The 12,809-nt window shown below is 42.5% G+C and carries 12 protein-coding genes; 11 read left to right on the forward strand and 1 reads right to left on the reverse strand.

Annotated elements, in window-relative coordinates; genetic code table 11:
* The first annotated feature begins 81 nt into the window (after window positions 1–81).
* The 9 genes from REC12_RS13240 (at window position 82) to REC12_RS13280 (ending at window position 9,428) form a co-directional block, all read left to right on the forward strand.
* Window positions 82–1,569, forward strand: a complete 1,488-nt coding sequence (locus tag REC12_RS13240) for an aryl-sulfate sulfotransferase (protein ID WP_308895178.1) — start codon at window positions 82–84, stop codon at window positions 1,567–1,569.
* Between the two features lie 171 nt (window positions 1,570–1,740).
* Window positions 1,741–3,132 carry an MFS transporter gene (locus tag REC12_RS13245; RefSeq protein ID WP_308895180.1) on the forward strand — a complete coding sequence of 464 codons (1,392 nt, stop codon included), beginning with the start codon at window positions 1,741–1,743 and terminating at the stop codon, window positions 3,130–3,132.
* A 202-nt stretch (window positions 3,133–3,334) separates the two neighbouring features.
* Window positions 3,335–4,054 carry a Crp/Fnr family transcriptional regulator gene (locus tag REC12_RS13250; protein ID WP_308895182.1) on the forward strand — a complete coding sequence of 240 codons (720 nt, stop codon included), beginning with the start codon at window positions 3,335–3,337 and terminating at the stop codon, window positions 4,052–4,054.
* Window positions 4,055–4,280: 226 nt separating this feature from the next.
* A complete protein-coding gene (locus REC12_RS13255) occupies window positions 4,281–5,108 on the forward strand; it encodes a glutaredoxin family protein (RefSeq protein ID WP_308895271.1) in 828 nt (275 codons plus the stop codon).
* A gap of 52 nt (window positions 5,109–5,160) precedes the next feature.
* Window positions 5,161–5,574, forward strand: a complete 414-nt coding sequence (locus REC12_RS13260; RefSeq protein ID WP_308895184.1) for an OsmC family protein — start codon at window positions 5,161–5,163, stop codon at window positions 5,572–5,574.
* Window positions 5,575–5,767: 193 nt separating this feature from the next.
* The gene (locus tag REC12_RS13265; RefSeq protein ID WP_308895186.1) at window positions 5,768–6,160 is read left to right on the forward strand and encodes a YybH family protein; all 393 of its coding nucleotides are present in this window, start codon (window positions 5,768–5,770) and stop codon (window positions 6,158–6,160) included.
* A 224-nt stretch (window positions 6,161–6,384) separates the two neighbouring features.
* Window positions 6,385–7,143 (forward strand): class I SAM-dependent methyltransferase, encoded by a 759-nt coding sequence (locus REC12_RS13270; protein ID WP_308895188.1) that lies wholly within the window; start codon window positions 6,385–6,387, stop codon window positions 7,141–7,143.
* Between the two features lie 80 nt (window positions 7,144–7,223).
* Window positions 7,224–7,580: an inorganic pyrophosphatase gene (locus REC12_RS13275; RefSeq protein WP_308895189.1), complete on the forward strand. Its 357-nt coding sequence runs from the start codon at window positions 7,224–7,226 to the stop codon at window positions 7,578–7,580.
* A gap of 486 nt (window positions 7,581–8,066) precedes the next feature.
* Entirely contained in the window at window positions 8,067–9,428 is a 1,362-nt protein-coding gene (locus REC12_RS13280; protein ID WP_308895191.1) for an FMN-binding glutamate synthase family protein, read from the forward strand.
* A gap of 325 nt (window positions 9,429–9,753) precedes the next feature.
* On the opposite strand, the gene REC12_RS13285 is transcribed toward REC12_RS13280, so the two are convergent.
* Window positions 9,754–10,140, reverse strand: a complete 387-nt coding sequence (locus tag REC12_RS13285) for a helix-turn-helix domain-containing protein (protein ID WP_308895193.1) — start codon at window positions 10,138–10,140, stop codon at window positions 9,754–9,756.
* Window positions 10,141–10,343: 203 nt separating this feature from the next.
* On the opposite strand from REC12_RS13285, the gene REC12_RS13290 reads away from it, so the two are divergent.
* Together REC12_RS13290 and REC12_RS13295 are read left to right on the forward strand one after the other, a co-directional pair.
* Window positions 10,344–10,574, forward strand: coding sequence for a Rha family transcriptional regulator (locus tag REC12_RS13290; RefSeq protein WP_308895194.1), 231 nt, complete (start codon window positions 10,344–10,346; stop codon window positions 10,572–10,574).
* Between the two features lie 265 nt (window positions 10,575–10,839).
* Complete coding sequence (locus tag REC12_RS13295; protein ID WP_308895196.1) at window positions 10,840–12,564, forward strand: methyl-accepting chemotaxis protein; 1,725 nt, start codon at window positions 10,840–10,842, stop codon at window positions 12,562–12,564.
* Window positions 12,565–12,809 lie beyond the last annotated feature (245 nt).

The following is a 12,809-nucleotide window of genomic DNA, read 5'->3' on the forward strand; positions in this document are numbered from 1 at the left end:
AAGTAGGAGGTGGGATAGAATTAAATGTGAAAGAGAGAACGAGAACAAGACGTGAGTGCCTTAAAAGAGGAGGGGTTTACAATGGGATTGCCGACCGTGCATCCAACAGGTACTACAATTTATAATCCGGAAAAAGCCTACAATGGGTACACGATTTTTCAAGCCCAGGAGCTGGGGGCTTTGCTGATTGACATGAATGGCAAAGAAGTTAAGCTCTGGAAAGGACTTCAGGGATTTCCCAATAAAATGCTCCCGGGTGGTTATGTTCTGGGACATCGCGGCACAAGGGATACAAAATTTGGTTATCAGGACGACATTGACCTGATTCAAGTAGACTGGGAGGGAAATGTCGTTTGGGAATTCAATCAATATGAATATATCGAAGACCCGGGAAACGAACCCCGCTGGATGGCCAGACAACACCATGACTATCAGAGGGAAGGGAATCCGGTAGGATACTACGTTCCGGGTATGAATCCTAAAGTCAACAGTGGAAATACTTTGATTTTATGTCATAAAAATCTCGTCAATCACAAGATCTCAGATAAGACTTTGCTCGATGATACCATTATTGAAGTGGACTGGGAGGGAAATATTGTTTGGGAATGGATCTGCAGCGAGCATTTTGAGGAATTGGGCTTTTCCGAAGCCGAAAAAAATGTTCTTTTCCGCGATCCTAATATGCACGAGTGCGGCGGCGGTATGGGGGACTGGATGCATATCAATTCCATGTCCGCTCTGGGACCCAACAAATGGTATGACCAAGGCGACGAGCGCTTCCATCCCGATAACATTATCTGGGATGCCCGTGAGAGCAATATTATGGCTATTATCAGCAAAGAAACCGGAAAAATTGTCTGGAAGCTCGGTCCGGACTTTACCTCCAGTAAACAATTGAAAAAACTGGGGATAATTATTGGACAACATCACTGCCACTTAATTCCGAAAGGACTCCCTGGGGAAGGGAATATCCTTATCTTTGACAATGGCGGCTGGGCCGGCTACGGACTCCCCAGTATGACCAGCCCTTACGGGACAAAAGCCTATCGTCGGGATCATTCGCGGGTTCTGGAAATCGATCCTGTCAGCTTCAAAATCCTTTGGCAGTATACTCCCACTGAAGCCGGTCATCTCCAGCCTTTTCATTCTCATTATTTTTACAGCCCTTTTATCAGCAGTGCCCAAAGATTACCTAATGGAAACACCCTGATTACGGAAGGCTCCGGCGGCAGAATTTTTGAGGTAACGCAAGAGCATGAATTGGTCTGGGAGTTTATCTCGCCCTATTGGGGCAAAAGCTTTAAACTCAATATGGTTTACCGTGCTTATCGTTTGCCCTATGACTGGGTTCCTCAATTAGAAAAACCGCAAGAAGTGGCCATTGAACGGGTCGATGTTACCCAGTTTCGAATGCCTGGAGCCGCACCCTTGGGGTGTGACGATGTGGTCGAAGTGACTGGAACCTTGGGCTACGGTGATGTCGACGGTTTCTGTGTTACTACCGAAGAAGCAGCTCCGGTTGAAAACGCTGAGGAAGGCAGTGAGTACTCTGGACTAATCCGACTTTAAAGCCTGATATCATGATCGAGTTTAACTGGGAGGAGGGTTCTCCTCCCCAGGAGTCAAAATCTTCCGTCATATAATTCAACCTGAATTGGGCTATATCGCTTTATTAAGCAATTGAAAGGCGCAGGAAAACAACTATCACTATCACCCAGGCATTAGAAAGGACGTGGCAAGATGGGAATTTCAACAAATTTACCCGGCCAAACTAGTCCAGGGATAAGCAATAGTTCAGCTAATACGCCAAGGAAAAAATCAAATAATTATTTTGACGGACTGCAAGTAACCAAAAAGCACCTCTTCTTATTCTTTATCATTATTCTATCCTACTTTTTTGAGCAATTAGATAACAACAATTTTTCCTTTGTTGCTCCGGCGATTATTAAGTCATGGGGCGTATCACAAGGACAAATTGCTCACGTAACCTCTTTATACTTCCTGGGTATGACCTGTGGGGGCCTTGTCGGCGGAATCATCTCCGATCTTATCGGACGCCGCAAGTCCTTCTTAGGAGCGATCCTTATTTTCTCCTCAATGTCTGTAGTTAACGGTTTAACAAGTGATTTCTCAATTTTTATGATTTCAAGAGCCTTAACCGGTTTCGGAATTTTTTGTATGATGGTGGTTTCGGTAGCCTATCTCTCGGAGATGGCGCCTGGTGAATCCCGCGGAAAATGGCAGAGCTTAACTGCTGCCGGTGGTTTCTGCGCAATGCCTGTGATCGGCCTTATATCAAGAGCGATTATCCCCATGAGCCCGGAAGCGTGGCGGATTATTTTCTATATTGGCGGAATAGGTTTTATTGGCTTTCTTCTGGGGCTGATCTATCTTAAAGAGTCTCCGCGCTGGCTCGTCGCCAAGGGGAAAATAAGTGAAGCTGAAAAGGTCGTTGAAGATCTTACCGGAATTGCCGTCGATTTAAGTGAAGCCGCCCGCAATGTCCCTAAGAAACTCAAAACAAGTGAACAGTTCATTGGCATGTTCTCCGGAAAATACCTTAGACGAACAATCATCCTGCTTCTGATAGGAATCCCCATCAATGTGGGAACCTTTGCCACACAAGTTTGGACACCCACTTTGCTGAATATGAAAGGGTTTACCCTTGTCCAAAGCTTAAGTGTAGGAACGGCCTCCATGCTTGGCGGTCCGGTCGGGATCTTCCTTTCTTCCTTTGTCTCCGATAAGGGAGGGCGGAAAATACCTATAGGGATTGGCACTCTATTCTTAGTCTGTATGACGATAATCTTTGCAGGCCTGGGAAATACCTATATGGCAACCATGCTCGTTGGCTTCCTAATGAATGCGGCGATTATGGGAACCGGTTTTATCAGCATGGCCTATGTTCCTGAACATTACCCGACAAAAATGCGCAATACATCGGTTGGCTTTATTAATGCCTGCCAGCGCCTCGGCGTGTCAGGATCGCAGCTTTTTATTCCCACGGTTATGGCGGCTTTTGGTTTTAAAAGTTTATTTATGGGAATAGCGGGTCTGTATATCTTTTCAGCCCTTGTGGTACTGCTGCTGGGAGAAAGAACCGGCGGCAAATCTTTAGAGGAAGTAGATTGATGCTGTTAGTTATGGACCACACAGATTAGAGTAAGCTTAGTTCCTTTTAAAAAGATTTTGCTTTAAGGAACATTTGCGGAAGTTTATAAGGGGCATTTTAAATGTCCCTTTTCCCTTCGCTCACAATCTATGTCTATTGAATTTATTATGCTATATAATGAGAGGAGATCCTTTCTTACTTTTTCTGCGACGAGGTGAGAATTTGGAAAATGAGCGGGATGAATTGGCAAAATACATTACTCAATCCGTACTGATTGGGGTGGAAACCCTTCGCAGTGAAGAAATGCCGACAGATATTTGGGAAGATTACTTGTCCCTAGGGAGCCGTGCAGTTAAGAAAAAGGGAGAACACCTTGTTCGCTCGGGAGAGAATTTGCACGGTTTATATTTTATTGATAAAGGCAGACTTAAAACCAGTATCATCAGCCAAGATGGAACGATAAAAACCTTAAGTATTAACAGTGAAAAAACCATTGTCCTTTCGCAATTTGTTTTTCATCAGCAGCCAGGGATTATTGAATGCGTGGTTTTGGAGGATTCCGAACTGTATTTTTTTACCCAAGAAATTGTTTTACATCTAATGAAGGAAAATTTTGCAGTTGCCTTATATTTAGCGAAGAATATGGCAATTGTTTCCAGGATCTTAGCTACTCAAATTCAGGATACAATCTGTCATGTTCAGCAGAGCTTAGCTAGAATTTTATACAGTGTTTACTGTTATGAACAGAGAGATGGAAAGCTCAAAGAGCAAAATACAATCGCCATAACCCATGAGGAATTAGCTAATTTCCTGGGTGCTCATCGAGTAACCATAACCAAAGCCCTGAACCAGTTAAAGCATTTGGGAGTTATAGACTATAAATATGAGAAAATAATCATTTTACACGAAGAGGAACTTAAGGCATTAGCTTTTACCGTGTAAATTTCAGACAGGACTTGGTTTCGGTTAATTGCAATTCTCCCAGCTAAGGGTAAGCGGAGGGTTATAGCATATCTGAGTAATTATTTTTATTGGTAGTTGTAAGCCCGGTTGCAAACTTAGCCGGATAAATTGAGTAAAATAATGATATGCTTGAAATTAATTTTGAAAAGATAAAGAAAATAGCACAGCCTAAAAGATTATCTGTGGGGTGGTAGCATTGAGTTTGATGATCTTTACAGCGACAGGTTGCGCGCGCTGCAAAATTGTTAAGCGCTATCTGGATGAACATCAGATCGGGTATGTAGAAAAAGATGTAAAAGCTGAGGGCAAAGACGAGTTTCAAACCTTTTATAAAGCAAATAGAAAAGCAATTTTCCGTGGGTCCGACGGCATCGAATTCCCAATTATTGTTGACGGAAATACCATTCACCAAAGTATTGGCGCCGCCATAGCCTACCTACACGCAGGGGAAAAGCTGGAAGGATTTTTCAGTGAGGGTACCCTGCACAAAGAGTGGGTGGACGGAATCCATTTGTCCGAGGGAAATCCGGCTTATAAGGATGAGTTCATCCAAGTATTGCAACATATTAAGAGTAATGCTTTGAAACTGCAAATTGACACAGATGGCCGTAACAGCGGAATTCTGCAGCAAGTCATTGAGGAAGGTCTCGCTGATGTTTTAATTATGAATGTACTCGCACCACTTGAGTTATACCCTCAAATATTAGGCTATGCCGCTGAGGACAGCGATATCGTTAAAAGTTTAAGTTTGGTCAGCCGGTTCCCGGCGGCTAAGTTTCAAACAATAATTCAACCGGTCAAGCGTAAAGACGGAAGCTTATCTTACTTAACTCCAAGTGAAGTTGCCGCGACAGCGAAACTCATTCAAGATACAACCGGAAGTAACAAATGCATTTATACGCTTAAGCGCATGTCCCAGGAAAGCGAACGTCCGGCAGGGCAGGGAATCGAACCGCTTTCGCCGAATCAACTCTTAAGTTATCGCTCAAAAGCAAGAGCTTATCAGGTTTATACCGAGATCGAAAAGTCATAATGCTAAGCTTTAAGTTAGGGTTTTATAAAAAAATAATACAGGGGGTGTCGTGATGCAGAAAGTATCCGGCCGTTGGCAAGGTGGCAAAAAAATAGCCCTTTCCCTAAATCCGGACAGGGAAATTGTAATCGATGAGAATGGTCCGAAAGCAACGGATTTAGTCTTAGCAGGCCTAATAGGATGTAGTTCGGGCGTATTGACAATGCTCTTCGAAAAGATGAGGTTAGAACTTCATGGCCTGGAAATCACGGTTGAAGCTGAGCGTGATCCAGAACCTCCTAAGTTGTTCACTAAAATTTCTTTAATCTATCGGATTGAGGTGGACAAAGGGCTGGAAAATAAAGTGATCAGTGTCATAAAATTAAGTAAGAAATATTGCACCGTATTTAATATTTTGAATCAAAGTACCCCTATTGAGATATGCTGTTATATCAATGGAGTCAAGGCAAACTACGATGAAAAATAGGTATTGGCTCATTGAAGCAATAACTCTCCAATAAATACTGCCCGGTAACTGTCTAAAATATCTTCTCTGCCATTTAAAGTAAAAACAAAAGGACTTGGACCTGCTGGGGACAAGTCCTTTTGTTTCCGTAAACGTAACTTTTTGATATACTATGTCCTAATTATTTTAGTTGCGGAAGGGGATAAGGAGATAGATGAATAAGGTAATCAAAGAATTAATTGACGCTGCGGACAAAGCGATAAAAGAGGAACGCTTTGACGATCTTATGGACTTTTACACTGAGGATGCGGTACTTGTTGTAAAACCCGGACTGGAAGCTAAGGGAAAGGACTCCCTTAAAAAAGCTTTTATCAAAATCGCCGAATACTTTAAAAACAGCTTGGTTCCCCGGCAAGGAAAGATGTTGATGATAGAGGCCGGTGACACTGTTCTGGTTTTGTCACAAGCATTGTTGGAAGCAGACAATAAAAGCGAATCAAAATATAGTATGGAGCGAAGAGCAACTTATGTCTATAGAAATATTGACGGCAAATGGTTATGTGCTATTGACAACTCCTACGGAACAGCATTGCTTGACCAACCATAATAATGCCGAGGCAGTCTTAGAATACATATAGTTGTTCCGAATATGTGGAAGGCGGCGGATTTATTCTTGACTTTTCCGGCTGCAACCATAAATGCTTGGGCAGCATTGGCAAGTCTGGCTGTTTGTGTTTTTTGATTATCTTCAAAGATTTTGGAGGAAATGAAGATCAGATGTGGAAGCAATACTAAGCAAGCAGAACGTCATTGTTTAAAGGTGGGTGGCTAATGAGAAAGACTGATTACAGCAGGATTGCGGACAAATATGATAAGAATAAGTTTCGGCAAAAGGTTAAACCGGATGATGACTTGGAGGATTTTATTCACAGCTCAGGGAAACCGCAATATTCAGTTCTAGATTTAGCTTGTGGAACAGGCATTTATTTAGCTAACCAAACTAATTATTTGGCTAATATTAACATTCACTGGAACGGTTTGGACGCTTCCGAGGAAATGCTTAAGATCGCCAAAACAAAAACGGAGGAGGTTACCTATATACAGGGGTTTGCTGAGGACCTGCCATATAGTTCAGAATCCTTCGATTTTGTCGTTAATAATTTTGCCTTTCATCATTTTCAGAAGAAAAGCGAGGTCTTAGACGAAGCTGTCAGAGTTATTAAGAAAGATGGGGTTTTCAAAATACACAATATCTCGATCCATGATATGGAGAAATGGTGGATATACCAGCTGTTTCCTTCAGCGCTTTTTGAAGATTTAAAAAGATATTGGCCCAAGGACTTAATATTTTACGAGCTGTCAGCCAGAGGTTTTGATGTTGAGACTCGGATGGAATATCTGATGAACGGCACTAAACTGGCTGACTACATGGATCATGTTTATAATAGGGATATTTCAGTTCTAACTATTATTAGTGATGAAGAATACCGCCAAGGTATTGAAATGATGGAATACCGGCTTAGAAAAGACCCGGAAGCAATACTCTTTAATGATTTCGCAGAAATTTCTTTTGTCGCGACGAAAAAGTGACATCAGGAAATCAGCCTTGGGAGCATGGCGAACTTTGTTTTCGTGATTGTCTGAGATGGGTTAAAAGGAGTATGCCGAGGATGAATCAATTTGACCAGGATTTCTGGCATTCGCTGGACAAACTAGTGGAAGAAGCAACGGTAATCATCGATCGCCCAAAAGGCAGCAGACATCCCCGTTATCCTAAGCTAATCTACCCGGTCGATTATGGTTATTTGCAAGGCACATCTTCTATGGACGGGGGAGGAATCGATGTTTGGAGGGGAACTAAAGCGGCTCAGACGGTTGATGCGATTATTTGCACGCTTGATTTACTGAAGAAAGACTCTGAGATAAAGATTTTGTTCGGTTGTTCCGCTGAGGAAAAATCTATCGTCTATCGTTTCCACAATGAAAGTGAGTACATGAAAGGAATTCTAATTGAACGGAAGATGTAACAGGAGGGCCTGACTGCGATTCAAGCGGTATTCGGATAATATCGCGAAAATCAATGACTTGCTCGGAGCCTCGAACTCCTTTGCTTAGTGGCTAGGGGAATTGATGCATTTAAAGCCAATGGTTTATCTCCTAAAGACGCCCACCGGTTAAAGCCGGTGGGCTTAAATGTGCTGAAATTCCGAGCAAATTGCTAAATAGTTTGGGTAAACCTTTGGATTTTTCCCCAAATTTATTTCTAACCTTATATTAAGCCGAAATTTAATTTTCCCTTAATTTAATAGTTTGGATTAATTCAAAGTAAAAAGTAAGAAAATACTTTTGAAGAATTTTGATAGCCAGACACATAAATTATAGCGCATTTAGACAATTTAATATTGCCTGGTAAGAATTTAGTAATTCTCATCTGATAATCTAACTGAATTGCCACAGAACATAAATTAACATAAGAAAAATGAATCGCCGTAAACTGTAAGGAGTGATAAAACTTGTTAAATGAACTGCTGCTTCGCTTAGCCAATCCAATTTCTGATGGAGTTTTCGAGAAGTTAGTTACTGAGGATTACGCCAAAAACCCTCTGGTCATGATGACTATTATTGAGAAGCTTACTTTAAGGGCTATTGCCGAAACTGGAATTAGGGCGGAAACGGGCAAGGCACTTTCCCGTCCTATGGGTAGCCCTTTACGGCTTTCTCCCTGGGAAAAGCTTCTCCTCAATCCCCGACAACTATTTCAATTGCCGACTAAAAAACAAACCGAGATAAAAACTGAAGTAACAATAGGGCCTAATGCTAAAAAACCTTTGAAAATAAATCTGCCGATTCTTATTACCGGAATGTCTTATGGCGGTTCTCTCAATCTCAGAATGAAAGAGGCTTTAGCCAAAGGTGCCTCCTTAGCGGGAACAGCCACAAATACGGGTGAATCGTCAGTTACCGCTGAAGAAAGGAAAGCTGGAAAATTCCTGATTGGCCAGTACAATCGCGGTGGCTGGCTTAACACGCCCGAACAGCTTAAGCAACTCGACGCCATCGAAGTCCAGTTCGGACAGGGTGCTTGGGGTGGAGCGGTTGAATCATCTATGAATTACGATCAGATGGACGATCACTTGCGTGAGCTCTGGAACGTTAAGCCTGGTGAAAGCAGCGGAAAAAAATCTCGCTTTGATAAAGTTGATTCACCCGAAGATATTATCAACCTTGTCAATAACCTTAAACAAACTTATCAAGTACCGATTGGCATTAAGATTGCGGCTACCCACTTTATGGAACGGGAATTGGATGTCATCGGCAGAACACAGGCCGACTTCATTGTCATCGACGGACAAGAAGGAGGCACTGCGGCTGCATCTCCAACACTGGAGGACGATCTTGGCCTGCCGACGTTATTTGCCCTTAGCCGTACTGTTGACTGGCTGAGAACCCAAGGGAAGAGGCAACAATTTTCTCTCATTGCCGCAGGTGGATTGCGCACCCCGGGAGAGTTTCTTAAAGCCTTAGCGCTTGGTGCCGATGCCGTTTACATCGGATCAATTGCCATTATCGCTACGTTACAAAGTCAAATGATTAAAGCATTGCCGCAATATCCCGCACCTCAATTAGCACTTTATAACGGTAGTCTGGCCGAACAGTTAGATGTCGATATGGGGAGCAAACATTTGGGTAATTTCCTTCAGTCATGCAGGGAAGAAATGATTATGGCTCTCCAAGCCATGGGCAAAACCAGTATTCGCGAATTGGGACGAGAAGATCTGGTTTGTATTGATCGGGAATTAGCCAATGCGCTTAAGATTGATTATGCCGGCGACCCTTTATCCCAAGGGATTACGGTTCCTTTCGCCGCCAAATAGCAATTTCAGTTTCCAAACAATTAGATTAGTTTCTTAAGCTGGGTTAGAAATTAAATGATGCCAGATTGCGAAAACTCTCAAGGAGCTTGCCTGCCAATAGAGCAAAAACTCAGTTTGCACGAGTTTTTGCTCTTCTTTATTCACCGGGTTATTGATCTAAAAATACCCGCTCCATGTTAATAGAGCGGGTTGTAATGGTTGCAGGAAGCCGCATAGCCATTTTCGGCCTTACTTGTACTGATTTGCAATTTTCCCGCCTAAGGGGGCCAGGTAGCAGATTCGGTTGCTTCATCATAGTATCCTTCATTCTAATAGACTTCGTTAGCTAACAGTTCTCTTCTGTTTGTTCCTTGGGCAGGGCATTTCCCTCATGACATTTTTTGTGTTGGGCAAATTTGATGCATTCAATGATAAAATTCTTCTCATAATCATCCAGATCTTTAAAGCGGGAGACTACTTCCCACTTATCTTTAAAAAAAATAAATGGATCAATTAAACGGCTATTTTCAGCCTTAATATCACCCTTCAAAATCCAGTCGGCAGTAACATTAAAAAAATCTGACAAAGATACGAGATAATGGCCGCCAGGGATACTTCCCTTCTCCCATTTGTTAACACTTCCCCGTGGCGCACCTATTGCATCCTCTAATTTGTTCATGGAAATACCTTTTGTTTCTCTTAAAAACTTTATTCTTTCGCCGATATTATCCAATGAGAAATCCCTCCTAGCAAAATAACTACAAAAACTGGTTCATTCATTCAATTTACTGAATTAAATACCAAAATACCTTGACTTAACTGATTATAGTCTGTAAAATTTAATTGACTGTTTTATTCCTAATAAAATTATATCAGTAATTATAATAGCTTGACCATTAATAAGAATGTCGAACCAGAAAGGAGGAAAGCAATAGCGTGGCGCGTATACGGCCAATTACCGAATTTGGCTGGAAGGTTAAGGGAAAGCTTGCTGATCTGCGGATGGATCAGCGTGAATTCTGTAAACGATATGGCATTCCAGAAAATCGCATGGCTGATCTTATTACGGGCACCAGAAAAGCAACGAAATACCGTCAAAAAGTCGAACAAATTTTGGGCATTGATTGTTCCGGCACGGAACTTGAGGTGTCGTGTGATGATAACTAATAGGGTACAGAGAATTATTTTTTGTCATGATTCGGCAAGCTATGGACCTCAAGTGGGGAGTTTTTTCCGGTGACCGTAAATATTTCTTCAAGGTCTGTTTAAAGATGAAGTACGCATTTTGAACTAATTGACTTCATAGACATTCGGCGTGTTTTTATTTTTAGTACAGTATGAATGGAGTTTTCTGCACTGAAAACCCCATTTTTTCATTTGCCGACATGTCACTAAGTAAATGAAAGTAAAATGTATTTTGGGAGGCAGAACGTTGAAATTTTTTAATAATATCAAATGGAGCGTGAAACTGACTCTAGGCTTTGCGATTCTTGTCTGTTTAGTGGGGTTAGTTGGGTACATAGGAGTCAGGGACCTAAGCCTTATCAACAGTGACGGGACCAGGATTTATTCGGTCAACCTCATGTCGATCAAAGAACTTAACCAAATACGGGTGAATTTTCTGCAAAACCGTTCCAACTTGATTTTGCTTTCATTTACTTCAGACAAAATGAAGGGACAGGCCCTTAAGCAACAAATAGCAAATAATTCGGACCTTAACAATAAAAGCGAACAAGATTACGAAAAGACCTTCGGAAATAATCTTAGTTCAGCCGAAGTTCAACTATATAATGATTTTAAAAATAACCAAGCAGATTACCGTAAGCAACGGGAAAGTATGATTGCAAGTTTGGACGCAGGGAATCTTGCCCAAGCCCAACTTTTCTTGGCTCAAGCTTTGCAGATCAACGACAAGGCCTTGACAGGACTGGATAGTTTAATTTCCTTTAATGAAAAAGCAGCCAGTCAAAGGAAAACAAGCAATCAAGCCATTTATGAGCGAAACCGCAGTGTGATGCTGGGGCTAATAGGGGTTAGCATTCTGCTGGCTCTAATCATCGGATTGTCTTTGTCACGGAATCTCACCCGGAGGCTGGGCAAGATTGTTCGCTTGGCTGAAGCCTTAAGCAACGGAGATCTGACCCATCAACTGAATATTTATGGAAAAGACGAAATCGAACACTTAGGCATAGCCATTAATAAGGCCATGGGAAATATGAAAGAAATGGTTTTGAGTATTCAAAACAGTTGTCAAACCATGAATTCCCATTCCGAGGAGCTGTCTGCGAATATGCAGGAACTTTCGGCAACTATGCAGATTATTCGGCAGTCCACGGAACAAATTGCTCAAGATTCCGAAGAGTTAAGTGCGAGTACCGAAGAGGTTGGAGCTTCAACTCTGGAGATCCAGGAGTTTACGAAAAAATTAACAGTGAGCGCGGATCAAGGCCAAGAAAATGTGGCGGCGATTAAAGAGAGGGCCGGTATTGTTAAAAATCGGGGAACCCAGGCCGTGTCTGAGGCAGAAGCTATTTATCGCGATAAAGAGGTCAGAGTCAAGCAAGCCTTAGACGAAGCGAAAATTGTAGAAGAGATTAAGGTCATGGCGGAAACGATTGGGGGAATCGCTGCCCAAACGAACCTACTATCCCTCAATGCGAGCATTGAGGCGGCTCGCGCAGGTGATGCTGGGCGCGGCTTTGCAGTGGTTGCGGATGAAGTCCGGAAATTAGCCGAGCAGTCGCAGTCAGCCGTCGGGAATATTTATAACGTCATTGCCAATGTGCAAAGTGCTTTTAATAACTTAATGCATAATACCCGGGAATTGTTGGATTTCATTGAGACAAAAGTAAGACCTGATTATGAGGCCTATGCCCAGATAGGAACTCAATATGAAAGCGATTCCCACTTTGTGGAGGAGATGTCCCGGGAAACCGCCTCCTCGGCTCGTTCGATGAACCAGGTAATCAACCAAATCAGCTTTGCCATTCAAAATGTAACCACAACTGCCCAGGAGTCAGCATCAAGTTCGGAGGAAATTTCCACCAGCATTGCGCAGACAACAGTCGCTGTCGAACAAGTGAATTCTTCTGCCCAGGCACAGGCCGAGCTAGCCGGAAAGTTGAGTGAGCTAATCGGAAGGTTCAGGGTGGTATGACGTTTCCTTTGTCAGAGGATGGTATTACGCCGAAAAGGAAGGCAGGTTATGGACTATGGCACTTTAAGCTCTAATTCAAACGAACTGCTGGTTTCACTGGTAGCTTTAACAAGTTTCGGAATGTATCATCGAGTTCGGTTATAGGCCTAAAAAATCCTGCCTCCCTAATGGAGACAGGATTTTCAAATCGCTCTCAAAGCCTCGCACACGCGTTTTCCTCACGTTGAGAGAGAATAAGGTTGAAG

Source organism: Candidatus Desulfosporosinus nitrosoreducens (genome assembly GCF_030954495.1).
Classification (GTDB): domain Bacteria; phylum Bacillota; class Desulfitobacteriia; order Desulfitobacteriales; family Desulfitobacteriaceae; genus Desulfosporosinus; species Desulfosporosinus nitrosoreducens.

Coding starts and splice junctions, on each gene's coding strand:
- REC12_RS13240 (WP_308895178.1), top strand. CDS start 82: ATGGGATTGCCGACCGTGCATCCAACAGGTACTACAATTTATAATCCG.
- REC12_RS13245 (WP_308895180.1), top strand. CDS start 1,741: ATGGGAATTTCAACAAATTTACCCGGCCAAACTAGTCCAGGGATAAGC.
- REC12_RS13255 (WP_308895271.1), top strand. CDS start 4,281: ATGATCTTTACAGCGACAGGTTGCGCGCGCTGCAAAATTGTTAAGCGC.
- REC12_RS13260 (WP_308895184.1), top strand. CDS start 5,161: ATGCAGAAAGTATCCGGCCGTTGGCAAGGTGGCAAAAAAATAGCCCTT.
- REC12_RS13265 (WP_308895186.1), top strand. CDS start 5,768: ATGAATAAGGTAATCAAAGAATTAATTGACGCTGCGGACAAAGCGATA.
- REC12_RS13270 (WP_308895188.1), top strand. CDS start 6,385: ATGAGAAAGACTGATTACAGCAGGATTGCGGACAAATATGATAAGAAT.
- REC12_RS13275 (WP_308895189.1), top strand. CDS start 7,224: ATGAATCAATTTGACCAGGATTTCTGGCATTCGCTGGACAAACTAGTG.